The following is a 23,636-nucleotide window of genomic DNA, read 5'->3' on the forward strand; positions in this document are numbered from 1 at the left end:
ATCGCCCGGCCCCTTAGACCCCGGCTTGCGCGGGGATGACGATATAGTGTGCCGCGCTAGTAGATTCCGCCCTCGCGTTGCAAGAAGTCGCTGTCGCCTTCCTGCTTCTTGGGGGCGGCCTTCTTCTCGATGGCCTTGGCCTCGGGCTGTTCTTCCTGGTCGCGGCGGCCGCGGCGCTGGTCGGTCTCGGGCTTGAACGCTTCCCAGATCACGCCCGAAAGCGGATCGCTCGACGGCCAGGCGCCGGTCACCGGCTTGCCGCTGGCGCGGTCGATGCGGACCATGCGGATGCCCTGCGGCGCGGTGAAGGGAACCTTCTCCATGCCTTCGAAGGCGGGGATGGCGAACTGCTTGAAGATCGGCGCGGCGATAGAGCCACCCTGGGCATAGCCGCCCAGGTTGGTCGGCGTGTCATAGCCGATATAGAGGCCGCCGATCATCTGCGGGGTGCCGCCGACGAACCAGACGTCGGTCGGGCCCGAGGTGGTGCCGGTCTTGCCCATCATCGGGCGGCCCAGGTCGCGCAGTACCGTGGCGGTGCCGCGCTGGACGACGCCCTCGGCGATATGAACCATCTGATAGGCGGAGAGCGGATCGAGCACCTGCTTGGCGCGGGTGACCGGGCGCGGCATCGCGCCGCCCTTCCAGTCGGGCGCGTTGCAGCCTTCGCACGGGCGCCAGTTCTCCGGCCACACCACCGCGCCCTTCCGGTTCTGGACGAAGTCGATCAGCGACGGGTTGAGTGCCCGGCCGTGGTTCACCAGGATCGAATAGGCGTTGACCATGCGGGTCACGGTCGTCTCGCCCGCGCCCAGCGCATAGCTGAGATAGGGCGGGAATTTCTGTCGCGACACGCCGATTCGCTGCATCAGGTCGACGACGTGATCCATGCCGGTCTGGTTGGCGATCTGCACCGTCATCAGGTTGCGCGACTGCTCGATGCCCCAGCGCAGCGTCTTGGGACCGGCGCCGCGGGCATTGCCGAAATTGCGGAAGCACTTCTGGCCGAGGCTGGCCCCCTGCCACACGCAGAACGGGCCATCGACCACGATCGAGGCGGGGGTCATGCCCTGCTCGAGCGCGGCGGCATAGACGATCGGCTTGATCGTCGAGCCCGGCTGGCGTTGCGCCTGGGTGGCGCGGTTGAAGCTCTGGATGCGCGAATCGAAGCCGCCCTGCATGGCGAGGATGCGTCCGGTGCGCGGATCCTCGACCACCATGCCGCCCGAGACCTTGGGGACCGAGCGCAGCGCCCATTGTCCGCCGGCTTCCGGCGCCACCGCGACGATGTCGCCCGGCTTGAACGCATCGAATGCCTGACCGCCCTTGCCGCGCACCGGCATGGTCGCGGCCCATTTTGGCAGCGTGCCGGTCGAGCCGTCATCGAAGCCGATCTGCCAGCTGTCGCCGGTACGATCGATCAGCACGCCCGCGCGCCAGTTCTCGTAGTCGAGGCCGATATTGGTGTTGAGGAACGACTGGAGCCAGCTCCTGCCGATATCCGCATGGCCGATCGGCCCGGACCAGCCACGGCCGCGGTCATAGCGCAGCAGACCGTCGCGCAGGGCCTTCTGGGCATATTCCTGCAGCTTGGGGTCGAGCGAGGTGCGCACCCACAGGCCGCCCGAATAGACGCTGTAGGGGCCGGTCTCGTCGGTCTCGCCGAACTTGTCGATCAGCTGGCGGCGCACTTCCTCGGTGAAATAGCCGCCGACGCGCTCGAACTTCGGCGTCTGGCGCGGCACCGTGCCGAGCGGCGAGGCGACTGCCGAATCATGCTGGGCCTGGTCGATGAAGCCGTTCTCGAGCATCTGCCCGAGCACCCAGTTGCGGCGATCGAGCGCGCGCTGGGTGTGGCGTTCGGGATCATAGTTGGACGGGCCCTTGGGCAGGATCGCCAGATAGGCCATCTGCGGCAGGGTCAGCTGGTCGAGCTCCTTGCCGAAATAGGCCTGGCTTGCCGCCTCGACGCCGCCGGCGTTGCGCCCCAGCTCGATCGAGTTGAGGTACAGCTCCATGATCTGCTGCTTGGTGAGCACGTCCTCCATGCGCCAGGCGAGGATGCCCTCCTTGGCCTTGCGCAGGTAACTCGTCTCGTTGCCGACCAGCAGGTTCTTGGCAACCTGCTGGGTGATCGTCGAGGTGCCGCGCGGCGTGGAGCCGCTGACCAGACCCTGGAAGGCCGCGCGGACCAGGCCGGGGAAATCGACGCCGTGATGCTCGAAGAAGGTCTTGTCCTCGGCGGACATGTACGCCTCGACCAGCAGCTTCGGATATTCGGGGAAGCTCAGCTGCACGCGGCGCTCGCGGGCATAGCTGTAGATCGGCAGGCCCTCGGCCGAGCGGACATTGGTCGGCAGCGGCGGCTCGTAGTTCTTCAGCGTGTCGACCGACGGCAGGTTGCGCGCGATGAACAGCCAGACGAGGAACACGAACAGGCCGGAGAGCAGCGCGAGCACCGCGAGGATCCGGAACCACCAGCGGTGGCGGACGCGACCGAACAGCCCCTTGAAGCCCCCGATCTCGCGCTTGATGCGCATCTTTACGCTGGAAGTGGTGGAACCGTCGGACATGCGGCTCGCGGTTTAGCAGGATTGGCCGGGGAAGGAAGCCGGGAGTCTGGCGGCTCGCCGCACGCCCCCGTTGCGGAGGGGGATTGCCCGTGATTGCCCCAAAACGGGTTTATTCCCAATGTGAAACCACTTCCCCTCGTACCCGCCTATAATGAGGGCACAAGGGGATTGAGGAGATGGTTTCACCGAGAAGCTAAAGTCCGTGACGCCATGCGCGTCGCGAAGTGGATTTCCACGGCCTTGCGCACGCTCTGCGCCACTTTCCTGCGCCCTTCGTCCGAGGCGAGGAATGCGGCGTCGGATTCGTTCGAGATATAGCCCGTCTCGAACAGGATCGAGGGCATGTCCGGTGCCTTGAGCACCATCAGCGAAGCCATGCGGTGGAAGTTCGCCTTGATCGGGATCAGCGGCTGGGCCTCGCGGCCGAGCAGCCGGGCAAAGCCCGCCGATGCGTTCATCGTCTCGCGCTGGGTGAGGTCGATGAGGATCGAGGAAATATCCGGATTCTGCGTGCCGAGATCGACGCCGGCGATGATGTCGGCCTTGTTCTCGCGCGCCGCCAGCCGTGCCGCTTCCTTGTCGGATGCGACTTCGGACAGGGTATAGACGGTCGCGCCGGAGGCATCGCCGTTGCCGGCGCTGTCGCAGTGCACAGAGATGAACAGGTCCGCGCCCAGCTTGCGGGCAAGGCCATAGCGTTCCTGGAGGACCAGGAAGCGATCGTCCTCGCGGGTGAGTGCCACGCGCACCCGGCCGGAGGCGAGCAGCGCGTCCTTGATCGCCAGCGCGGTCTTGAGCGTGAGGTCCTTCTCGCGCAGGCCGCTCGCGCCGATCGCACCGGGGTCGTGCCCGCCATGGCCGGCATCGATCACGACGAGCGGGCGGTCCGCCTCGCCATAGACGCGCGGCAGCGCGGCCGGCGGCGCGCGCCGGGGCAGCGCGATCGTCTCGCTGTAGCGGCTGTGGCGAGCGGGCTGCACATAGGAGAAGGGTGGCAGGAAGCTCATCCGGCGCTCGGCGGCGGCACGGGCGAACTGCGCGTCGTCCACGGTGCGCAACTGGAGCGTGAGCGTGCGGCCGTCGTTGCCGAAGCGGCCCTCGGTCACGATCGCCGGGCGTGCCAGGTCGAGCACGATGCGCGCACCCTCGGCGCCTTGCGAGCCCTGTCGGATGCTCGTCACCGGCCCTTCGGCATAGGCGCGATCACCCGGCTCGGCGCCCTTGGCGTCCAGCACGATACGCTGTGGTCCAGCGAGCATGAAAGCGCTTGCCTGGGAAACGGGTGCGTCAAACCTGACGATCACCCGGTCGCCCTTCACGCGCACTTCCTGCACGACGCCCGCCCAGCTGGGGACTCCGGTCAACCAGCCGGAGAGCAAGGCGAGCAGGAACAGCACCCTGACGCTATGCCGCGCCGGGGCTCTGGGGGTCCAGCCCAAAACCATAGATTGATACTCTGAGTTACGCGTCTGCCCTGACGAGACCGGACTAGAGGGCGCGCCTCAAATCGCCGTGAAATTGTGCGGTTAATTTTCGATTCGGCATATTTTTGCCGGCAAGGCGGCAAGGGCTTGCCGGTCTGTTTGCCGCTTTTAGCCAAGGTTGCCGCGCCGTTACGGTAATGCTAGGCAGCATTGTCCCGGCCCTTGCGCCGGACCTTTCTCGCGGCCACATCTTGTCGCGACAGTTCAGGTTGACGCTCACATGAGGCAATTTCCGCAACGTCTGCACCGATTGGCCGAACCGGCCGGTCGCGTGATGGCGGCGGAGCCTGCGGACCACCGGTTCGCGCGTGCCCTGCGAGCAGCAGCAGTTTTCGAAACCCGCGAGACCGCAGCCGGCGAACCCGCCGGCCAGGGCCGCATTGTATGTCGCGCGCCTGCGCGAGCCCTCCGCAATCCAGATTCAGAGGGCTGGGGCCGGCGCGCCCGGAGAATCATAAATGACCATGCGTATGCTGATCGACGCACGCCACCGGGAGGAAACCCGCGTGGCCGTCGTCAAGGGAAGCCGAATCGAGGAGTTTGATTTCGAGTCCGCCGAGCGCAAGCAGCTCAAGGGCAATATCTATCTGGCCAAGGTAACCCGCGTGGAGCCGTCGCTCCAGGCGGCGTTCGTGGATTACGGTGGCAACCGCCACGGCTTCCTGGCCTTTAGCGAAATCCATCCCGACTATTACCAGATCCCCAAGGAAGATCGCGAAGCGCTGCTCCGCGAGGAAGCCGAGCATGCGGCCGAGGAAGCCGCGCTGCGCGCCGAGGAGGATGGCGACGACGATCACGACCACGACCATGACGACGAAGGCGGCGTGGAAGTGCTCGAGCGTCCGGTCGACGACGAGGACGGCGAAGGGGACAGCGAAGCCGATGCCGGCGAAGGCGAGGAAGCCCGCGAGGGCGGCCGTTCGCGCAAGCGCCGCGGCAAGGGCAATGGCGGCGAGGACAGCCCGGCCGAGGCCCTGCGCCAGCGCCGCATGAACCTGCGCCGCCGCTACAAGATCCAGGACGTGATCCGCCGCCGCCAGGTGCTGCTGGTCCAGGTCGTCAAGGAAGAGCGCGGCAACAAGGGCGCGGCCCTCACCACCTATCTCAGCCTCGCCGGCCGCTACTGCGTGCTGATGCCGAACACCGCGCATGGCGGCGGCATCTCGCGCAAGATCTCGTCGGCTGCCGACCGCAAGCGCCTCAAGGGCATCATGGCGGACCTCAAGCTGCCGCCGACGATGGGCTGCATCGTCCGCACCGCGGGCCTCCAGCGCACCAAGGTCGAGATCAAGCGTGACTTCGACTATCTGGCGCGCCTGTGGGACGGCATCCGCGAGGAGACGCTCAAGTCGACCGCGCCGGCGCTGGTCTATGGCGATTCGGATCTGCTCAAGCGCGCGATCCGCGACATCTATAATCGCGACATCGACGAAGTGATCGTCGAGGGCGAGGACGGCTATCGCCAGGCCAAGGACTTCATGAAGCTCCTGATGCCGAGCCATGCCAAGAAGGTGAAGCAATATGCCGACGCGGTGCCGCTGTTCCAGCGTGCCGGCGTCGAGGACCAGCTCTCGGCGATGTACAATCCCGTCGTCCAGCTGAAGTCGGGCGGCTATCTGGTGATCAACCCGACCGAGGCGCTCGTCTCGATCGACATCAACTCGGGTCGCTCGACGCGCGAGCACAATATCGAGCAGACCGCGACCGCGACCAATCTCGAAGCTGCGCACGAGATCGCCCGCCAGCTTCGCCTGCGCGACATGGCCGGCCTGGTCGTGATCGACTTCATCGACATGGATCATGGCTCGAACGTCCGTAAGGTCGAGAAGGCGATGAAGGAGGCGCTGAAGAACGATCGCGCCCGCATCCAGGTCGGTCGCATCTCGGCCTTCGGCCTGATGGAGATGAGCCGCCAGCGCCTGCGCACCGGCGTGCTCGAAGCCTCGACCGTGCAGTGCCCGCATTGCGAAGGCACCGGCCTGGTCCGCACCGCCTCGTCGGCCGGCCTGTCGGCGCTGCGCATGATCGAGGACGAGGCTGCCCGCGGCCGCGGCTCGGTGATCACGCTGCGCGCGAGCCAGGAAGCCGCCTTCTACGTGCTCAACAAGAAGCGCGCCGACATCGCCGAGATCGAGGACCGCTACGGCGTGACCGTCGAGATCCTGTCGGACGGCGAGCTCGAGGGCGCGCGCATGTCGGTCGAATGCTCCGGCCCGCCGCCGGCGCATGCCCCGAAGTTCGAGAAGCTGATCGAAGAGCCCGAGGACGACGACTACGTCGAGGAGATCGACGAAGAGGAAGAGGAGCTCGAGGAAGAAGCCGAAGCCGGCAATCGTCGCGAAGGTCGCGGCGAGCGCCGCGAGCGCCGCGAGCGCGACGAGGATGGCGAGGGCCGTGGCAAGCGCCGCCGCCGCCGCCGTGGCCGCGGTCGTGGCCGTCGCGAGGAAGGCGAAGGCGCCGAGGGTGAAGCCGAGGCCGGCGAGGAAGTCGAAGCCGAAGGCGAAGTCGTCGAGGGCGAGGAAGCCTCCGCTGCCGCCGAGGGTGAAGGCCGTGAGGGCAACCGCAAGCGTCGCCGTCGTGGCCGTCGCGGCGGTCGCCGTGGCGATCGCGCCGAGGGTGGCGAGGGCGCCGAGGACGGCGGCGAAGACGTGGCCGAGGCTGCGGCCGAAGTCGCCGAGCCGGCCGAAGTCGCGCCGGAGCCGGCCGTCGAGGAAGCCGCGCCCGCCAAGCCGAAGCGCACCCGCAAGAAGAAGGTGGAAGCTGTCGAGGCCGAAGCCGCGCCTGCGGTCGAAGCGCCGGTAGAGGTCGTGGCCGAGCCGGTCGCCGAGGAAGCGCCGGCCAAGCCGAAGCGGACCCGCAAGAAGAAGGTCGAGGCCGTCGAAACCGAAGCCGCGCCTGCGGTCGAAGCGCCGGTAGAGGTCGTGGCCGAGCCGGTCGCCGAGGAAGCGCCGGCCAAGCCGAAGCGGACCCGCAAGAAGAAGGTCGAGACCGTCGAGGCGGAACCCGCCCCGGCAGTCGAGGCCACCCCGGTTGCCGAGCAGGCCGCGCCGGCGGAGTCGGTCGCAGAGGCTGATGCCGAAGCGGAAGGCGAAGGTGAAGGCGAGGACGGCACGCCGCGTCGCGGCTGGTGGCAGCGCACCTTCGGCGCCTGATCCGAGGGACTGAGAAAAAGGGGCGTCGGTCCGACAGGGACCGGCGCCCTTTTTCATGACTTCACACGCGGTTCATCGAGCCGCAGGCACGGCCAATGCCATTGATCGCCGGTGGAATTCGGAGGATACGAGGCCCCATGAAGCGCATCCTCGCCCTGCTCTCGGCCGCCTTGCTGCTCTGGATCCAGCCGGCTGTCGCCCAGTCGGTCCTGCGCGACGCCGAGACCGAGGCGCTGCTCAACGACATGGCCAAGCCGCTGTTCCTCGCGGCCGGCCTCTCGCCCGCCAATGGCAAGGTCGTGCTGATCCAGGACAGCTCGATCAACGCCTTCGTGGCCGGCGGCCAGATCGTCTATGTCCATTCGGGGCTGATCGACGCGGCCGACAGCGCCAATGAAGTGCAGGGTGTGATCGCGCACGAAATCGGCCATATCGTCGGCGGCCATGCCGTGTTCCAGAATGACGGCGGCTACACCAACATCTCGATCCTCAGCCTGTTGCTCGGCGTCGCGGCGATGGCGGCGGGCAGTGGCGAGGCGGGTACCGGCATCCTGATGGCCGGCCAGCGCGCCGCGATCGGCAAGTATCTCGCGTTCAGCCGTGTCCAGGAAAGCTCGGCCGATGCCGCCGGCGCCCGGTTCATCAACAGCGCCGGGATCAGCGGCAAGGGCATGCTGAGCTTCTTCAACAAGCTCACCGCCCAGATGCATCGCTACGGCTATTACAGCACCAATCCCGAGGTCGATCCCTTCGCCCAGACCCACCCGATGTCGCAGGACCGTGTGGAGACGCTCAAGGCCGACCTGATGAACGCGCCGAGCTGGAACAAGCCGCTCGACCAGGATCTCGAGCGCCGCTTCAAGCGCGTGCAGGCCAAGCTGCGCGGCTATGTCAGCGATCCCAAGGACACGCTGACCAAATATCCGACGAGCGACCAGTCGGTGCAGGCGCATTATGCCCGCGCCTATGCCTATCATAAGTCGGGCTATCCCGAGCAGGCGGCCGCGGAGACCCAGGCGCTGGTCAAGGCCGCGCCCAAGGATCCCTATTTCCTCGAGCTCGAAGGGCAGATCATGCTCGAATCGGGCGATCCTAGGGGCGCGATCGTGCCCCTGCGCGAGGCGACGTCGCTGTCCGGCAACCAGCCGCTGATCGCCGCCACGCTCGGCCATGCGCTGCTCGCCACCGAGGACAAGGCCAATCTGGAAGAAGCCGAGCGCGTGCTCAAGACGGCGGTGGCGCGCGACAATGACAATCCCTTTGCCTGGATGAACCTGGGCACGGTCTATGACCGCAAGGGCGACGAGCCGCGCACCGCGCTGGCCACGGCCGAGCGCGCGCATCTGATGGGCGATGTCGGCACGGCGCTGATGAGCTCGCGCGCGGCGATGTCGGGCCTGCCCCAGGGCTCGGCCGACTGGGTGCGCGCGCAGGACCTCAACATGGTCTCGCAGACCGCCTGGGACGAAATCCGGAAAAAGAAGAAGGACCGATAGAGGCAATGATCGAACGGCTTCTGCGGTCGCCGCTGGCGCTGGCCGGCGCGTTCGTGCTGTGCGCGCTGCTCGGTGCGGGCATCTTCGCGGGCATCCAGGCGCTGGTCCCCGGAATAGGCGCGCGGGGCGCGAGCGAACGCGCGATTCACGACTGGGTACTCGCCCATCCCGAAGTGCTTCTCGAATCCGTCGAGCGCTACAACCAGAAGCAGAGCGCCAATGCCGAGAAGGCTCAGGCCGACGCGGCAGCGGCTGCGGAAAAGCTCCTCCCCGCCGAGCGGCCGAAGCTTGAGGCGTCCTATGCCGGCGCCTGGGCGGGCAACCCGAACGGCGACGTCACGCTGGTCGCCTTCATGGACTATGCCTGTGGCTATTGCCGCGCCAGCCTGCCGGCGATCGAGGAACTGCTGAAACGCGATCCCAATGTGAAGATCGTCTACCGCGAATATCCGGTGCTGGGGCCGGACAGTCTGGTCGCGGCGCGCTGGGCGCTGGCCGCGGCCGAGCAGGACAAGTTCCGCGCCTTCCACGACGCGCTGTTCGCGATGGACGGGCCGAGCGCCGCCAATGTCGAGGCGGCGGCCGGGAAGGCCGGGCTCGACATGGCCAAGGCCAGGCAGGTCATCGGATCGAAAGCGGTCGAGGGCGAGATCATCGCCAACCACAAGTTCGGCCAGAAGCTGGCGATGACCGGCACGCCGAGCTGGGTGGTCGGCGGCAAGCTGCTCTACGGCATGCGCGATTATGCCGGCCTCGCGGCGGCGGTGGCCGAGGCGCGGAAGAAGTAACGATATAAATCCTTCCCGAGCTCGCTGGGGGAGGATTTAAAGTCATCCGATTTTTGTACCGACCGGTTGCCGCGCCGCATCTGCGTGCCTAATTAGCGGGTCCTTTCCCGGCCGGGGGCATCATGACATCCATTCTTTCGATAAACGGCGTGAGCAAGACCTATGGCTCAGGCCACAAGGCGCTCGATCATGTCGACCTGGAGATCCGCCGCGGCGAGATCTTCGCGCTCCTCGGGCCGAATGGCGCGGGCAAGACCACGCTGATCTCGATCATCTGCGGTATCGTCACGCCGAGCACCGGCACGATTCTGGTCGATGGGCATGACGCGATCCGTTCCCCGCGCGAGGCGCGCTCGAGGATCGGGCTGGTGCCGCAGGAGATCGCGGTCGACATGTTCTCGACTGTCGGCAGCGCACTGCGTTTCTCGCGCGGCCTGTTCGGCAAGGCGCCGAACCAGGACTATTGCGACCAGATCCTCAAGGACCTGTCGCTGTGGGACAAGCGCGATGCCAAGATCATGGAGCTGTCGGGCGGCATGAAGCGCCGCGTGATGATCGCGAAAGCGCTGTCGCACGAGCCCGACATCCTGTTCCTCGACGAGCCCACTGCCGGTGTCGACGTGTCGCTCCGCCGCGACATGTGGAAGATGATCGGCAAGCTGCGCGAGCGCGGCGTCACCATCATCCTGACCACCCATTACATCGAGGAGGCCGAGGAAATGGCCGACCGGGTGGGCGTGATCAACAAGGGCCAGCTGCTGCTGGTCGAGGACAAGGCCGAGCTCATGAAGAAGCTCGGCAAGCGCGAACTGGATCTCAGCCTGGTCGAGCCGATGGCAACGATCCCGGCGGGGCTGGAGGAATGGCATCTCAGCCTTGAGGATGAGGGCACGCGGCTGCGCTACACCTTCGATGCCCAGGCCGAGCGCACGGGCATTCCCTCGCTGCTGCGCAAGCTCGGCGAGATGGGCGTCGCGTTCAAGGATCTCGATACCTCCAAGTCGAGCCTCGAGGATATCTTCGTCGGGCTGGTCGAACAGCGCGAAACCTCCAACGAGGGAGCCGCGGCATGACCGGCATCAACTTCCACGGCATCTGGGCGATCTACAAGTTCGAGATGGCGCGCACGCTGCGCACCCTCTGGCAGTCGATCGCTACCCCGGTGATCACCACCTCGCTCTATTTCATCGTGTTCGGTGCCGGCATGGGAAGCCGCATCGCCGACATCAACGGCGTCACCTATGGCAGCTTCATCGTGCCCGGGCTGATCATGCTGTCGCTGCTCACCCAGAGCGTCGCCAATGCCTCGATAGGCATCTATTTCCCCAAGTTCACCGGCACGGTGTTCGAGCTGCTCTCGGCGCCGATCTCGGCGGTCGAGCTGGTGGTCGGCTTCGTTGGTGCTGCGGCGACCAAGTCGATGGTGATCGGCCTGATCATCCTGCTCACCTCGGGGCTGTTCGTGCCGCTGCGCGTCGATCATCCGCTGGCGATGCTTGCCTTCCTGTTGCTCACCTCGATCAGCTTCTCGATGTTCGGCTTCATCATCGGCATCTGGGCCAAGGGTTTCGAGCAGCTGAACGTGGTGCCGGCGCTGATCCTCACGCCGCTCACCTTCCTCGGCGGCAGCTTCTATCCGCTGAGCTTCCTGCCCGAGCCGTGGCGCACGGTCAGCCTGTTCAATCCGGTAGCCTATCTGATCAGCGGCTTCCGCTGGGCGTTCTTCGGCGATGTCGGCGATATCGACGTGCGCTGGAGCCTGGGCTTTGTCGTACTGTTCTTGGCCCTATGCCTTGGTCTAATCGTCACGATCTTCCGGACCGGCTACAGGCTCAAGAACTGATGACACCTTTCCCGCTGGATATCTTCACCGAGCCCGAGGACGTCGATCCCCACACGCTCGCCAACCTGGGCCCCCTGGCACCGCTCGCCGGTCGCTGGGAGGGGCGCAAGGGCATAGACCTCAACCCCAAGGCTGAGGGGCCGGAGCGGCGCGAGTTCATCGAGCGGATCGAGTGCGTGCCGATCGACCCGCAGGCCAACGGGCCGCAGCTCTTCTACGGGCTGCGCTATCATATCCACATCACCACCGAGGAAGAGGACATCACCTTCCACGATCAGGTGGGATATTGGCTGTGGGAGCCGGCCACCGGCCTGATCCTGCAGACGCTGGCGATCCCGCGCGGCCAGGTGCTGCTTGCCAGCGGCAAGGGCGCGGCAGGCGACAGGACGATCCATGTCGAGGCGAAGCGTGGGCAGACCAGCTATGGCATCTGCTCGACCGACTTCCTCGAATATGCCTTCCGCACCGACGCCTATACGATCGACATCGCCTTCGCCGAGGATGGTGGCTGGAGCTACGACATCCACACCACGCTCGAAGTGAAGGGGCGGGGACCGTTCGACCATCATGACCGCAATACCCTGCACCGGGTCGGCGTGGCGAAGCCGAATCCCTGGGTGCAGATCCTCGCGGCCAGGGGCGAGGCGGCGGCCTAGGCCTCCAGCGCGTCGAGGTTCGCCAGCACGCGCTGCATCAGCCCGACCAGCGTCGCCACCTCCGCCTCGGAAAGCCCGGCGGTGGCGTCGCGATTGCCCTCCTCCAGGACCTTGCGTCCGGCGGGCAGCTTGGCGCGGGCTTCCTCGGTCAGCGACACCAGGCTGCTGCGCCGGTCGCGCGGATCGGGCTCGCGCCGGATGATGCCGTCGCGCTCCATTCGCGCCAGTAATTGCGCCATGGTCGGCTGCTCGACCTTGGCCCAGCGCGCCAGCTCGCCCTGCGGCTTCGCCGATCCGTCGCGCAATGCAGTCAGTACCGGCAGCTGCGCCGTGGCGAAGCCCAGCGGCTTCAACCGCGCGTCACCGATCCGCGCCATCGCCCGCGCGATCCGGCTGAAATAATGGCCCGGCATATGCGTCTCGGCGGCGAAGTCGACGGGCATTGCATAGTATCCTATGTTTAATGTATAGGCCCCTATGTAACTGGAGCGACTCACCATGACAACCAATCCTCCGATCGCGATCATCGGCGGCGGCCCCGGCGGGTTGATGCTGGCGCGGCTGCTGCAACGGGGCGGCTGTGCCGTCACTGTGTTCGAGCGCGATTCCCATGCCGGTGAGCGCCCGCAGGGCGGCTCGCTCGACCTGCATGCCGAAACCGGCCAGCGCGCGATGCGGCTGGCCGGGCTCGAGGCCGAATTCATGGCCGAGGCACGGCCCGAGGATCAGGGCGACCGGCTATATGACTCCGCCGGCAGGCTGGTGTTCGACCATGACGGTGCCGGGCATGACCGGCCTGAGATCGATCGCACGGCGCTGCGCACCATCCTGCTCGCCGCTCTGGCGCCGGGAACGGTGCGCTGGGGTAGCCCGGTCGAGGCGATCCTGCCGTCGGGCGCGGGCTGGGAGGTCATTGTCGACGGCAGGGCGCAGCGTTTCGACGTGGTTGTCGGCGCCGATGGAGTCTGGTCGCGGGTGCGGCCGCTGCTGTCCGACGCGGTGCCCGCCTATGAGGGCGCAACCCTGTTCGAGCTCGGCTTCGACGTGGAGCGCCATCCTCGGGTCGATGCGCTGACCGGCTATGGCAAGATGTTCGCGGCGGGCGACAACCGCCTGCTGATCGCGCAGCGCAATGGCGCCGGCCATATCCGCGGCTATGCCGGGCTGCGCGTCCCCGAAGCGACCGTGCAGGCCTGGCAGGCGATGCCGATCGAAGCAGTGCGCGGGCTCGTGCTGGCCGAATTCGCCGGCTGGTCGCCCGAGCTGCAGGCGCTGATTGCCGAGGGCGATGCACTGGCGATACGGCCGATGGTGGCACTGCCGATCGGCCATCGGTGGGAGACCCGCCAGGGCGTCACGCTGCTCGGCGACGCCGCGCATGTGATGTCGCCGTTCAGCGGCGAGGGCGTAAACCTCGCGCTCGCCGACGCCGCCGACCTCGCCGAGGCGTTGCTCTCGAATGAGGGGTGGGAAGCAGTGGCGCGCTACGAGGCCGCGATGGCCGATCGCGCGGCGGTCGCGGCGGAGGGCGCCGCCCAGGGGCTGCGCCTCTCCATCTCCCCCGATGCGCTCGATGCGGTGCTCGAGCACTATCGGGAGCGCGTCCTCGCCTAGTTGCCGACCACCGGCAGCATGATCGCCGAGCCCGAGCACACCTTCTGCGTCGCCTTCTGGTAGTCCGCCGGCTTCGCCTTGTAGATGTTCGGCACGAAGGTCTGCGGGTTGCGGTCGATCATCGGGAACCAGCTCGACTGAATCTGCACCATGATCCGGTGGCCCTTCTTGAAGACATGGTCGTGGTCGCGCAGCGGGATCGACCAGTCGTTCACCTGGTTCGGCACCAGCGGCGTCGCCTTCTCGAACGACTGGAGATAGCGGCCGCGCTTCACTTCCATCGCGATCGGCAGCTGATAGCCGTTGAGGCCGCGCGCATAGGCGCCCGCGGCCGTTGGCGGCTTCTCGTAATCCTCGGGGAAGACGTCGATCAGCTTGACCACAAAGTCGCTGTCGGTCCCGCTGGTCGCCGCCATAAGGCTGGCGGTGATCGCGCCGGTCACGGTCAGGTCGGCATCGAGCGGAGCGCTGGTATAGCTCAGCACGTCCGGGCGATACTCGACGAAGCGCTGGTCCTCGGCTTCCCACCAGCGCCATTCGGGCGTGGCATAGGTCGCCGACATCGGCCGCGCACGGAACGGCACCGGGTTGGCGGGATCGGAGATATATTCGCGGCAACCCTCGCCCTGCGCCGGCGCGGTGAACGACATGCTGCCATCGGCGTGGAGATAGAGGCTCTTCTGGCTGGCACCGGCCAGCGGCCACTGGTTGTAGGTCTTCCACTGCCAGCTGCCCGACTGGAAGCTCTTCATCCGATAGTCCGGCTTGCTGCCCTTGCCGTGCAGCCAATAGGCGAAGAACGGCGCCTCCACCTCCTGCATGAACTGGGTGCCGCTATCGACGCCGAACGGGATGCGGCCCACGGCGTTGCCCGGCGAGCGCCAGCTGCCGTGGTTCCACGGCCCGGCGACCATCAGCGCCAGGTTGTTGGGGTCGTTCTCGCGCTGCTTGTAGAAGATCTGCCAGCTGCCCCAGGGATCTTCCTGGTCCCAGTATCCGGCGACGTTGAGCGTCGGCACGGTGGTCTTCTTCAGCGTGTCCGACCAGACCTGCTTCTTCCAGAATTCGTCATAGTCGGGATGCTCGATCATCTGCTTGTAGAGCGGCACCCGGCCCTTGAAATACTTCTCCTCGATATCGGCGGGCGAGCCCGCCTTGAGGAACCATTCATAGGTGTCGTAGCGGTCGTACAGGTCGATGCCGTCATTGGTCTTGTCAGCCTGGAGGCTGTTCACCCAGTCGCTGGCATAGGTCAGCCGCATCGCGCCCCAGCGGTGCAGGTCGTCATTCTTCCAGTAATCGATCCACGCCGCCTGCGGGCTGATCGCCTTGAGCGCCGGGTGCGGGCGGGCGAGCGAGATCGCGGCGGTCAGGCCGGGATAGGAGACGCCCCACATGCCGACCTTGCCGTTGTTCGGCTTCACATTCTTCACCAGCCAATCGACCGAATCATAGGCGTCGGTCGATTCATCGACGGCGTTCTTGCCGGTCTTGATCTCCGTGGAGAGGGTGAAGGGCCCGCCTTCCGAGGCGAAGCGGCCGCGCATGTCCTGGTTGACGAAGATATAGCCGTCCTTGGCCAGCGCCGCCCAGCTGAACGGCACGGTCCTGGGCGAGCGGCCCGAGGCACCATAGGGCGTGCGGCTGAGCAGGATCGGCAGCGGCCCGGTCTGGCCCCTGGGGCGCAGGATCACGGTATGGAGCTTCGTCCCGTCGCGCATCGGGATCATCGCTTCCTCGACGATGAAGGCACCGTCATCGGCCTGGGCCGCAGGAGCCGGTGCGGCCTGCTTCGCGGGAAGCGCGGCGAGTGGTGTGCCGGCGGCGACCGCCAGGGCAAAGAGACTGACCAACCGCATGCTAACCTCCCCAAGAAACTCGAATGCGGGAGGGGGTAATCGGTGTGTTGCCGCTGTCAATCGGTTCGCGGCCGAAAGCGCAGGCGCACGGCGGGGCGCAGCACCAGCGCATTCAGGTTCGCCATCAGGTGCAGCAGGATCGGCAGCATCAGGCCCCAGCTGCCGAGATAGAAGAGGGTGAACGCCGCGCCGCCGGCACCGGTCAGCACGATCCCCAGCCAGCCCTGGTAGCGATGGACCGCGGCGAAGATGGCAAGGGCGATCAGGAAGGCCGCCCAGGCTGGAGCCCCGCACAGCACCAGCAGCAGCGGCAGGTAGAGCCGGAAATAGATTTCCTCGCTGATCCCGGCATTGAGCACCAGCGGCAGGATCGCCAGCAGCTCGGCGCGGTTGCGCGGCAGCATCGGGGTAAGGTCATAGCCTTGCCGCGCGCGGGGCGACGGACCGCGCAGCGCGATCCAGATGCTCAACAGGCTTCCCAGCGGCAGCCCGATCAGCAGGATGGGAAGGAGCGTCGGGTCGGCCATCGAGAAATAGGGCAGCGTCCAGGCGAGCGCGGCGAATTCCTCCGGAAAGGACCAGATCGCGTCGATCCGGCCGAGCAGCGCCAGGCCGACCAGCGGAATGCCGAGATTGCTCAGGCAGCCATGCACTGCCCAGCGCAGATAGGTGTGCCGGCGATCGGCGCTGTCCTCGATCCCCCGGAAGCGATCGAAGCGGCGCCGGCCGCCCCGGTGGAGCCAGGCGAGCGCCGCCAGCGACACCGCCAGCAGTGCTGGCGCGATCAGCGCGTGCGTCATTCCCCCTCCGCCCATGCGAACAGGGATAGCGTGTGGCGGCGGCGGGGCAAGTTCTTCGAAGTTACGCAAGTAGAAAGTAAATCGAGTAGCAACCGTAACAAATAGTGCTTCCAACTATATCGGTTCTTTCGTCGATTGACGGAGCAATTGCATTGGTGGAACCCAATGGCATCGCAGTAATCTGTGAAGCTTGGGGGATATTGTCATGCATTTGACGCACAAGGCAGGCGAGCTTTCCGCGCGCCCTATTTCCTTCCTCGAAACCGACAAGCTGGTGGTGCGCTGGATCGCGCAGGCCGCGGTCAATGTCGAGCTGTTCACCATCCCGCTCTACATGACGTCGCTCTACTCGATCACCGGCATGCACCCGATCACCAGCCAGGGGAACAGCTTCTACAAGGGCCGGCAATGGCCCGGCGCCAAGACCAGCGCCTTCACCGACTACAAGCCGGGCAAGAAGGGCTGGGGCAACAAGAAGGCGTTCAACATCGTCTTCTCGGTGTTCATCCAGGAGATGCTCCACCTGCAGATGGCCGCGAACCTCGCCACCTCGATCGGCGCCGTGCCCAGCTTCACCGCGACCACGCTGCAGAGCGGCGACCATGGCTGGACCTGCTATGGCCCTTCGCTCACCGCGATCCCCGGCATTGTCGACCTGACCGACACCAACCGGTTCAAGGACGTGAAGGTCAATGTCGGCCCGCTCGACGAGGAGCGGATCAAGCTGTTCCTCGCGATCGAGCAGCCGCAGGAGACGGCGGAGCAGGATATCGTCCGCAACAAGGACCGCTATTTCCCCAAGGTGCCGTTCAAGTACGACACGGTGGCCGAGCTCGATGCCAACATCATGTTCGGCTCGATCGGCTATATGTACCAGTGCTACCGCGACTATCTGCTGATCCGCTACGCGGACGGCACGCGGCTCTGGGATCATGTGATGAACCCCGGCGGCCAGCAGAACGACCTGTTCAACAATTTCAGCTTTCCCGGCCATCCGATGCGCGAGTTCATGGGCTTCGAGACCACGATCGCGATGACCGATCCGGAGATCGCGCTCCGCCAAGCGCTCAACATGATGAACGCGATCACCGATCAGGGCGAAGGCGCCACGCTCGGTGCCCGCTATGACGAGAAGGGCCAGCGGCTCAATGACGGGAAGGCCAAGCTTGTCCAGGGCGACGTCAACCCGAGCTATTGCCCGAACCGCGACGCCCTCGCCTCGGATTATCCGAGCTACTCGATGGAAGGGAAGCTGATCCCCTCGTCGGATGCTGCGGCGCGTGCCGACAATGACGGTGTCGATCACTATACCCGCTTCCGCGAGATCGAGGATATCCGCGGCAGCGGCGGGCTCGAGACCTGGAACCAGTCTCCCAAGGTCGGCAAATGGGCCGCCGCGGATCTCACCACCGAAGGCTATGATCCGAACAACAACCCCTATGGCCTGCCCACGCCCGAGGCGATTGCCGGCGCGCTCAATGCGCTCAACAATGGCGGCGACGCGGCAGCCAATTTCCAGAAGATGAGCCAGGCGGTGTGCGGTGCGATCAAGGGCGTCACCACCGTGCTCGACAATTACTGGAACCCGGCCGGTGCCACCGTGTCCTTCCCCTTCCCGTCAATGGCCGGATCGGGCGACCGCATGTCGACCGCCTGGGCGGTATTCGGCAAGACGCCGGACCTTTCGGTCGGCGTCGGCGAGCCGGACAAATATATCGTCAACCACGCCTGCCAGGGACTCGATGTCGAGGAAACCGGCGGGAAATGGGGCGCCAATGCCTGCGCCGAGACTTCGATCTACCACACCTGCCGCGGCTCGAACCTGTGCAAGGGCCAGGGCGGCTGCGGCTTCGTCCAGCTGACCAGTGGCGGCGGCAGCTGCGGCGGGGCGAGCAGCGGGTGCGGTTCCGCCTCGAAGACCTCGAACGCGCCCAAGGCCAATCCGGTGGCGAGCGGCAGCTGCGGCACGCCGACCACGGTCAAGGGCGGCGGCTGCTCGGCGGTGACGATCCGGACCTATGGCGGCCTGTGCGGCACGCCGACTCCCTCGCCTTCGCCCACCCCGACGCCGAGCGGGCCGATGTATACGGCGCCCAGCGACAATATCTGCGGCGGGTTCGGCGGCTGCGCAGTGCCGATCTCGGCAATGCAGCTCTATCCCAAGTCGGGCACGATGGAAGTCTGGGCACTGGTCGGCAGTTCGAAGCCGGTGCTGTGCGGTGCGCCCAAGGCCCAGGCCGACAAGAATCTGTGCGGTACCCCTTCACCTTCGCCGACGCCCACCCCCCCGGGCTGCGGCGCGCCTTCCTCGAAGAAGATCGCCACGATCGACTTCAAGGAAGGCGATAAGGTGGAAGACATCGCCTTCCAGGCCTTTGCCAAGGTGGTGGCGTTCAAGGTCAATGGCGATCCGGACAAGCCGGTCGAGGGGCTGGTCCAGCAGCCGCCGAACGACCTGCGCCTCGCCTATCCGCCCTCGACCTAGGAGCTGCAGGAGGATGACGCAGCCCCGGCTCGGCCTGCCCAATCCCGGCGACGGGCTGGGGCTGCGCGAGGAGCATTTTCCGCATCTGATGTCGACGCCCCCGGAGAATTGGGGCGTCGACTGGTTCGAGGCGATCACCGAGAACCTGCTCGACAATCACGGCTGGAGCATGCGCGTGTTCGAGCATGTCGCGGCGCACCGGCCGGTCGTGCTCCACGGCGTGTCGCTGTCGATCGGCAGCACCGCGCCGCTCGACATTGCCTATCTCGGCAAGCTGCGCGACCTTGCCGAGCGCTTCCGGCCGCTCTGGGTCTCCGATCATCTCTGCTGGACCGGGGTGCAGGGGGTGAACAGCCACGACCTGCTACCCCTGCCGTTGACCGAGGCGGCGCTGGCGCATGTCGCCGATCGGGTGCTTGCTGTGCAGGATTTCCTCGGCCGCCCGCTGATCGTCGAGAACCCCAGCACCTATCTCGAGTTCCGCGCCAGCCAGATGCCCGAGGCGGAGTTCCTCGCCCGGCTGTGCGAGCGCACCGGCTGCGGGCTGCTGCTCGACGTCAACAATGTCCATGTCTCGAGCTTCAACCACGCGCTCGATCCGTTCGAATATCTCGACGCGATCCCGGCCGACCATGTCGTCCAGGTCCATCTCGCCGGGCCGAGCGATCACGGTACCCATCTGATCGACACGCATGACGCGCCGGTGCCCGACGCGGTGTGGCCGCTCTATGCGCATGTCTGGGAGCGCTGCGGCCCGGTCGCGACGATGGTTGAGTGGGATGCCAATATCCCGGCCTTCGACGTGGTCGCAGGCGAACTGGCCAAGGCGCGACGCGTGCGCGAAGGGCTGCCGCTTGCCGCCTGAACCCGAGTTTGCCGGTCTCCAGGACTGGATGCAGGAAGCGATCCTCGCCGCGTCCGACCAGGGCGCGCGCGACCATGTCCGTGGCGACAACCGCCTCACCGCCGAGGACCGCATCCATATCTATGCTCGCAGCTATCGCCAGCGGCTGGTCGAGTGCCTGGAGAGCGAATATCCGCTGCTCGCCGCGCTGGCCGGGCCGACGGCGTTCCAGCTCTTCGCCCAGGGCTATATCGCGGCATACCCATCTCACAGCTACACGCTTTACGATTTCGGCGCCCGCTTCGCCGACTGGCTCGAAGCGGCGCGGCCACCGGGCAATCCCCAAGCGGTAGAGGCGATCCCTGGCGCGCTTGCGCGGATCGAGCGGACCAAGGCGGAAGTGCACCGCGCGCGTGGGGTGGAGGGCGCAGGACCGGCCTGGCCCGGCATCGATCCGGCGATCGCGGAGCTGCTCGCCATGGCCGGTACCCGGCACTTCTACCGGCCGGACAGCATGCGCCTGCTCGCACTGCCCTTCGACTTCAGCGAGATGCTCGCCGGCGGCGAGCCGATTCCGCCCAGGCCCGATCCGACGCTGCTCGCTGTGGCGCGGGCGAAATACCGCGTTTCCTGCCTGCCGCTCGAGCCCTGGCAATATGACTGGCTGGTGCTGCTGCCCGACGATCCCGCGCAAGCGGTGCCGGCGGATGCCGCCGTGGCAAGCTGGCTACCCTTCGCAGTGGCGCAGGGCTTGGTGGCGAGCGCCTGACTCACTCCTGCCGGCTCCCCGGCGAAAGCCAGGGAGCTGTGGGGCCGGCCGAACCGCCAGCCCTTACAGCCGGTGTTCGCCCTTCACCCAGCGCACCGTGCCCGAATGCGCGCGCATCACCACGCTCTCGGTGGTCATCTTGGTGGCGAAGCGCTTGACGCCTTCGAGCAGCGAGCCGTCCGTGACACCCGTCGCCGCGAAGATGCAGTCGCCCTTGGCCAGCTCGGTCAGGTCATAGATCTTGTCGAGATCCTCGATGCCCCATTTGCGCGCGCGCTGGCGCTCGTCGTCGTTGCGGAACACCAGCCGGCCCTTGAACTGGCCGCCGACGCAGCGCAGCGCCGCGCAGGCGAGCACGCCCTCGGGGGCGCCGCCCTGGCCCATATAGACGTCGATCGTGGTCTCGGGATCGGTGGTGGCGATCACGCCGGCCACGTCGCCGTCGCCGATCAGCACCACGCCGCAGCCGATGTCGCGCAGCTCGGCGATCAGCTTCTCGTGGCGCGGGCGGTCGAGCACGCAGGCGATGATCTCGTGGGGCTGCACGCCCTTGGCCTTGGCGATCGCGCAGACATTCTCGGTCGGAGTCCTGGTGAGGTCGATCACGCCCTCGGGATAGCCCGGGCCGACCGCGATCTTGTCCATGTACACGTCCGGCGCGTTGAGCAGGCCGCCCTTCTCGGCGACCGCCAGCACGGCCAGCGCGTTCGGCCCGGCCTTGGCGCAGATCGTGGTGCCTTCGAGCGGATCGAGCGCGATGTCGATCGCCGGGCCCTTGCCCTGCGCCGCGCCGACCTTCTCGCCGATGAACAGCATCGGCGCCTCGTCGCGCTCGCCCTCGCCGATCACCACGGTGCCGTCGAGATAGAGCTTGTTGAGGGCGTCGCGCATCGCCTCGACCGCGGCGGCATCGGCCGCCTTCTCGTCGCCGCGCCCGACCAGGGTGGAAGCGGCGATCGCCGCCGCTTCGGTCACGCGTACCATTTCGAGGACGAGGACACGGTCAAGGGCGTGGCTGGGCTGAGTCATGGGGTACCCCGGTGATTGGACTTGGGGCGGCGATTAGGCAGCGCCGTGGCGCTTGTCGATGCCGCTAACGTTGTCAGGCCGGCACTGCTCCCAATTCCGCCACAACATGGCGCTAGCGTAACGAAATCCGGGGGCGGAGGACGTGCAGATGCTGGTGATCGCGTTGCTGTTGCTTGCCCAGGACCATGCCCCGACACCTGCCGAGGTGCTGGCGCTTCACCGCGAGCGCTGGTCTGCCAATCCGGCTTGCCAGCGTGCCCGCGACGAGAGCGAGATCGTCGTCTGCTCGCGGCGCGAGGCGGACCGGTACCGCGTGCCGCTGGAGACGACCTATAATGGCCCGGACACCGATCAGGGCCGCCTCGACCGGTTGTTCGATCGCGCCGATGGCAGCCTGCCCTGCGGCCAGGGCGCCTTCACCGTGCGCTGCGGATCGGTGGGCGTCACCGCCACGGTCAGCGCGCGCGGCGTGCGCTATGTCCGCCGCGACCTCGCCCCCTGAGGGACCCGGACGGCGGGACGTGCGTTGGGCGCGATGAACCCGCTTCGGAGAGTCCTGTTATGCTGCTGCTCGTCGCCCTCACCCTGTCCGGTGCCACGCCCGCGATCGATCCGCAGCGCCGCCGGGCCAAGGCGCGGGTGACGCGGGTCACCCGCATCCCGGCCAGCGCCCGGCCGGTGGCGGCGATCCCGATCGTAAAGGTCGATCCCAACCAGCGCTACCGCCTGCCGCTGCCCAGCACCGAGATCGCCGATGCCAAGGGCGATGCGGTGCGCAACACAGGCATGGCCTGCGGCACCACCGGTGCGCCGGTCTGCCCGAGCAAGGGGAAGGCGCTGGTGAAGACCAGCTTGAGCGATTAACCGCCCAGGATGTGCATCCACATCGGCTCGCCGGTCAGGCTGGCCGAGCCGCGCAGCTTGTCGAGCGCCTGCGCCACCGCGCGTTCCGGCCCTTCATGCGTGACGATCGCCACCAGCACGCTGCCATCGGGATTGGCGCCGCGCTGCATCAGGCTCTCGATCGAGACGCCGGCATCGCGCATCGCCGCGGCGATCTCGGCGAGCACGCCCACCTTGTCCGCCACGGTGAAGCGCACATAGGCGCGGCCGGTCCGCTCGCCGGTGTCGGCGGCACCCGGCGCGGCAAGCGCCGCGGCCGGCATCGCATAGGGCGGACCGAATTCGCCGCGGGCGATGTCGATCAGGTCGGCGACCACGGCGCTTGCCGTCGGGCCGTCGCCCGCGCCCGCACCCTGGAACAGCAGCCGGCCGACGAAATTGCCCTCGGCCACCACCGCGTTGGTCGAGCCGGTCACATGCGCCAGCGGATGGCTCAGCGGCACGAGGTGCGGGTGGACGCGCTGGAACAGCCCGCCGCTGCCGGCATCGGCCACGCCGAGCAGGCGGATGCGATAGCCCAGCGACGCCGCCTCGGCGATGTCGGCGGCGAGCACATGGCGCACGCCGGTGATCGCCACCTGGTCGAACGCCGGCTGGGTGCCGAAGGCCAGGCTGGCGAGGATCGACAGCTTGTGCGCGGCATCGACGCCGTCGATGTCGAAGCTCGGATCGGCTTCCGCATAGCCCAGCCGCTGCGCCTCGGCGAGGATCTCGGCGAAGTCGCGGCCCTCGGCCTCCATCTTGGACAGGATGAAATTGCAGGTGCCGTTGAGGATGCCATAGACGCGGGCGATCTCGTTGGCGGCGGCGCCTTCGCGCAGCCCCTTGATCACCGGCACGCCGCCGGCCACCGCGGCTTCGAACTTGAGCGCCAGCCCGGCGGTCTCGGCGGCATTGGCGAGCTCGAGCCCGTGATGCGCGATCATCGCCTTGTTGGCGGTGACGAAGCTCTTGCCCCCGGCGAGCGAGGCGCGGGCGAGGGTAAGTGCCGGGCCGTCCGACCCGCCGACCAGCTCGACGACGACATCGGCCTTGGGATGGCGCGCCAGCTCGGCGGTGTCGTCCACCCAGTCGAAGCGGGTGATATCGACGCCGCGATCCTTGGCGCGGTCGCGGGCGGATACGGCGACCACTTCGATCGGCCGGCCGGCGCGGCGGGCGATGAGCTCCGCATTCGCGTCGATCAGGCGGATCACGCCCGCCCCGACGGTGCCAAGGCCAGCAAGTGCGATACGAAGCGGTTCGGTCATCTATCTCTCTCACGAAAAGAAAAGCCCCTCCCCTTCAGGGGAGGGGTTGGGGGTGGGGGACGTCTCGCAGAGACTTGCGCCCGCGGATAGG

General features: G+C 67.0%; 19 protein-coding genes. 12 read left to right on the forward strand and 7 right to left on the reverse strand.

Annotated elements, in window-relative coordinates; translation table 11 throughout:
- Window positions 1-56: 56 nt before the first annotated feature.
- Window positions 57-2,573 (reverse strand): penicillin-binding protein 1A, encoded by a 2,517-nt coding sequence (locus tag AAHM44_RS21540; RefSeq protein WP_342251275.1) that lies wholly within the window; start codon window positions 2,571-2,573, stop codon window positions 57-59.
- Window positions 2,574-2,755: 182 nt separating this feature from the next.
- On the reverse strand, window positions 2,756-3,970 hold the full coding sequence (locus AAHM44_RS21545) for an N-acetylmuramoyl-L-alanine amidase (protein ID WP_342251276.1): 1,215 nt from the start codon (window positions 3,968-3,970) through the stop codon (window positions 2,756-2,758).
- Between the two features lie 545 nt (window positions 3,971-4,515).
- Here AAHM44_RS21545 and AAHM44_RS21550 point away from each other — a divergent pair.
- From AAHM44_RS21550 to AAHM44_RS21575, 6 genes are all read left to right on the forward strand, one after another.
- On the forward strand, window positions 4,516-7,209 hold the full coding sequence (locus AAHM44_RS21550) for an Rne/Rng family ribonuclease (RefSeq protein WP_342251277.1): 2,694 nt from the start codon (window positions 4,516-4,518) through the stop codon (window positions 7,207-7,209).
- 137 nt (window positions 7,210-7,346) lie between these two features.
- Complete coding sequence (locus AAHM44_RS21555; RefSeq protein WP_269573624.1) at window positions 7,347-8,705, forward strand: M48 family metalloprotease; 1,359 nt, start codon at window positions 7,347-7,349, stop codon at window positions 8,703-8,705.
- 5 nt (window positions 8,706-8,710) lie between these two features.
- On the forward strand, window positions 8,711-9,493 hold the full coding sequence (locus AAHM44_RS21560) for a DsbA family protein (protein WP_342251278.1): 783 nt from the start codon (window positions 8,711-8,713) through the stop codon (window positions 9,491-9,493).
- 122 nt (window positions 9,494-9,615) lie between these two features.
- Entirely contained in the window at window positions 9,616-10,566 is a 951-nt protein-coding gene (locus tag AAHM44_RS21565; RefSeq protein ID WP_269573626.1) for an ABC transporter ATP-binding protein, read from the forward strand.
- Window positions 10,563-11,336, forward strand: a complete 774-nt coding sequence (locus AAHM44_RS21570; RefSeq protein WP_269573627.1) for an ABC transporter permease — start codon at window positions 10,563-10,565, stop codon at window positions 11,334-11,336. The genes AAHM44_RS21565 and AAHM44_RS21570 overlap by 4 nt, the downstream gene beginning before the upstream one ends.
- On the forward strand, window positions 11,336-11,992 hold the full coding sequence (locus AAHM44_RS21575; RefSeq protein ID WP_269573628.1) for an FABP family protein: 657 nt from the start codon (window positions 11,336-11,338) through the stop codon (window positions 11,990-11,992). Before AAHM44_RS21570 ends, AAHM44_RS21575 begins: the two co-directional genes overlap by 1 nt.
- Here AAHM44_RS21575 and AAHM44_RS21580 read toward each other — a convergent pair.
- On the reverse strand, window positions 11,989-12,435 hold the full coding sequence (locus AAHM44_RS21580) for a MarR family winged helix-turn-helix transcriptional regulator (protein ID WP_269573629.1): 447 nt from the start codon (window positions 12,433-12,435) through the stop codon (window positions 11,989-11,991). The genes AAHM44_RS21575 and AAHM44_RS21580 overlap by 4 nt on opposite strands.
- Before the next feature lie 55 nt (window positions 12,436-12,490).
- Between AAHM44_RS21580 and AAHM44_RS21585 the strand changes: the two genes are divergently transcribed.
- Entirely contained in the window at window positions 12,491-13,606 is a 1,116-nt protein-coding gene (locus AAHM44_RS21585) for an FAD-dependent oxidoreductase (protein WP_342251279.1), read from the forward strand.
- Here the strand turns inward: AAHM44_RS21585 and AAHM44_RS21590 are convergent.
- Together AAHM44_RS21590 and AAHM44_RS21595 are read right to left on the reverse strand one after the other, a co-directional pair.
- Entirely contained in the window at window positions 13,603-15,465 is a 1,863-nt protein-coding gene (locus AAHM44_RS21590; RefSeq protein ID WP_342251280.1) for a CocE/NonD family hydrolase, read from the reverse strand. The two genes, AAHM44_RS21585 and AAHM44_RS21590, sit on opposite strands and share 4 nt — an antisense overlap.
- Window positions 15,466-15,521: 56 nt before the next feature.
- Window positions 15,522-16,265, reverse strand: coding sequence for a CPBP family intramembrane glutamic endopeptidase (locus AAHM44_RS21595; protein ID WP_342251281.1), 744 nt, complete (start codon window positions 16,263-16,265; stop codon window positions 15,522-15,524).
- Window positions 16,266-16,470: 205 nt separating this feature from the next.
- On the opposite strand from AAHM44_RS21595, the gene AAHM44_RS21600 reads away from it, so the two are divergent.
- The 3 genes from AAHM44_RS21600 to AAHM44_RS21610 are packed head-to-tail and all read left to right on the forward strand — an operon-like array spanning window position 16,471 to window position 20,363.
- Window positions 16,471-18,750, forward strand: coding sequence for a ferritin-like domain-containing protein (locus AAHM44_RS21600; protein WP_269573633.1), 2,280 nt, complete (start codon window positions 16,471-16,473; stop codon window positions 18,748-18,750).
- A gap of 13 nt (window positions 18,751-18,763) precedes the next feature.
- Complete coding sequence (gene bufB / locus AAHM44_RS21605; RefSeq protein ID WP_342251282.1) at window positions 18,764-19,615, forward strand: MNIO family bufferin maturase; 852 nt, start codon at window positions 18,764-18,766, stop codon at window positions 19,613-19,615.
- Complete coding sequence (locus tag AAHM44_RS21610; RefSeq protein ID WP_342251283.1) at window positions 19,605-20,363, forward strand: HvfC/BufC N-terminal domain-containing protein; 759 nt, start codon at window positions 19,605-19,607, stop codon at window positions 20,361-20,363. Before bufB ends, AAHM44_RS21610 begins: the two co-directional genes overlap by 11 nt.
- Window positions 20,364-20,426: 63 nt before the next feature.
- Here the strand turns inward: AAHM44_RS21610 and glpX are convergent, their stop codons facing one another.
- A complete protein-coding gene (glpX, locus tag AAHM44_RS21615) occupies window positions 20,427-21,392 on the reverse strand; it encodes a class II fructose-bisphosphatase (protein WP_269573636.1) in 966 nt (321 codons plus the stop codon).
- 148 nt (window positions 21,393-21,540) lie between these two features.
- Between glpX and AAHM44_RS21620 the strand changes: the two genes are divergently transcribed.
- Window positions 21,541-21,894, forward strand: a complete 354-nt coding sequence (locus AAHM44_RS21620; RefSeq protein ID WP_269573637.1) for a hypothetical protein — start codon at window positions 21,541-21,543, stop codon at window positions 21,892-21,894.
- A gap of 59 nt (window positions 21,895-21,953) precedes the next feature.
- A complete protein-coding gene (locus AAHM44_RS21625) occupies window positions 21,954-22,256 on the forward strand; it encodes a hypothetical protein (RefSeq protein WP_269573638.1) in 303 nt (100 codons plus the stop codon).
- Here the strand turns inward: AAHM44_RS21625 and AAHM44_RS21630 are convergent.
- Window positions 22,253-23,545: a homoserine dehydrogenase gene (locus AAHM44_RS21630; RefSeq protein WP_269573639.1), complete on the reverse strand. Its 1,293-nt coding sequence runs from the start codon at window positions 23,543-23,545 to the stop codon at window positions 22,253-22,255. The genes AAHM44_RS21625 and AAHM44_RS21630 overlap by 4 nt on opposite strands.
- Between the last annotated feature and the right edge of the window lie 91 nt (window positions 23,546-23,636).

Origin of the sequence: Sphingomonas sp. OTU376, from assembly GCF_038440415.1 — a bacterium.
Taxonomy (GTDB): domain Bacteria; phylum Pseudomonadota; class Alphaproteobacteria; order Sphingomonadales; family Sphingomonadaceae; genus Sphingomonas; species Sphingomonas kyeonggiensis_A.

Excerpts from the sequence above, each read along its gene's own strand:
- AAHM44_RS21555 (WP_269573624.1), top strand. The coding sequence starts at position 7,347 with ATGAAGCGCATCCTCGCCCTGCTCTCGGCCGCCTTGCTGCTCTGGATC.
- AAHM44_RS21540 (WP_342251275.1), bottom strand. The coding sequence starts at position 2,573 with ATGTCCGACGGTTCCACCACTTCCAGCGTAAAGATGCGCATCAAGCGC.
- AAHM44_RS21575 (WP_269573628.1), top strand. The coding sequence starts at position 11,336 with ATGACACCTTTCCCGCTGGATATCTTCACCGAGCCCGAGGACGTCGAT.
- AAHM44_RS21590 (WP_342251280.1), bottom strand. The coding sequence starts at position 15,465 with ATGCGGTTGGTCAGTCTCTTTGCCCTGGCGGTCGCCGCCGGCACACCA.
- AAHM44_RS21600 (WP_269573633.1), top strand. The coding sequence starts at position 16,471 with ATGCATTTGACGCACAAGGCAGGCGAGCTTTCCGCGCGCCCTATTTCC.
- AAHM44_RS21595 (WP_342251281.1), bottom strand. The coding sequence starts at position 16,265 with ATGACGCACGCGCTGATCGCGCCAGCACTGCTGGCGGTGTCGCTGGCG.
- AAHM44_RS21565 (WP_269573626.1), top strand. The coding sequence starts at position 9,616 with ATGACATCCATTCTTTCGATAAACGGCGTGAGCAAGACCTATGGCTCA.
- AAHM44_RS21580 (WP_269573629.1), bottom strand. The coding sequence starts at position 12,435 with ATGCCCGTCGACTTCGCCGCCGAGACGCATATGCCGGGCCATTATTTC.
- glpX (WP_269573636.1), bottom strand. The coding sequence starts at position 21,392 with ATGACTCAGCCCAGCCACGCCCTTGACCGTGTCCTCGTCCTCGAAATG.
- AAHM44_RS21570 (WP_269573627.1), top strand. The coding sequence starts at position 10,563 with ATGACCGGCATCAACTTCCACGGCATCTGGGCGATCTACAAGTTCGAG.
- AAHM44_RS21585 (WP_342251279.1), top strand. The coding sequence starts at position 12,491 with ATGACAACCAATCCTCCGATCGCGATCATCGGCGGCGGCCCCGGCGGG.
- AAHM44_RS21620 (WP_269573637.1), top strand. The coding sequence starts at position 21,541 with ATGCTGGTGATCGCGTTGCTGTTGCTTGCCCAGGACCATGCCCCGACA.
- AAHM44_RS21560 (WP_342251278.1), top strand. The coding sequence starts at position 8,711 with ATGATCGAACGGCTTCTGCGGTCGCCGCTGGCGCTGGCCGGCGCGTTC.
- AAHM44_RS21625 (WP_269573638.1), top strand. The coding sequence starts at position 21,954 with ATGCTGCTGCTCGTCGCCCTCACCCTGTCCGGTGCCACGCCCGCGATC.
- AAHM44_RS21550 (WP_342251277.1), top strand. The coding sequence starts at position 4,516 with ATGACCATGCGTATGCTGATCGACGCACGCCACCGGGAGGAAACCCGC.
- AAHM44_RS21630 (WP_269573639.1), bottom strand. The coding sequence starts at position 23,545 with ATGACCGAACCGCTTCGTATCGCACTTGCTGGCCTTGGCACCGTCGGG.
- bufB (WP_342251282.1), top strand. The coding sequence starts at position 18,764 with ATGACGCAGCCCCGGCTCGGCCTGCCCAATCCCGGCGACGGGCTGGGG.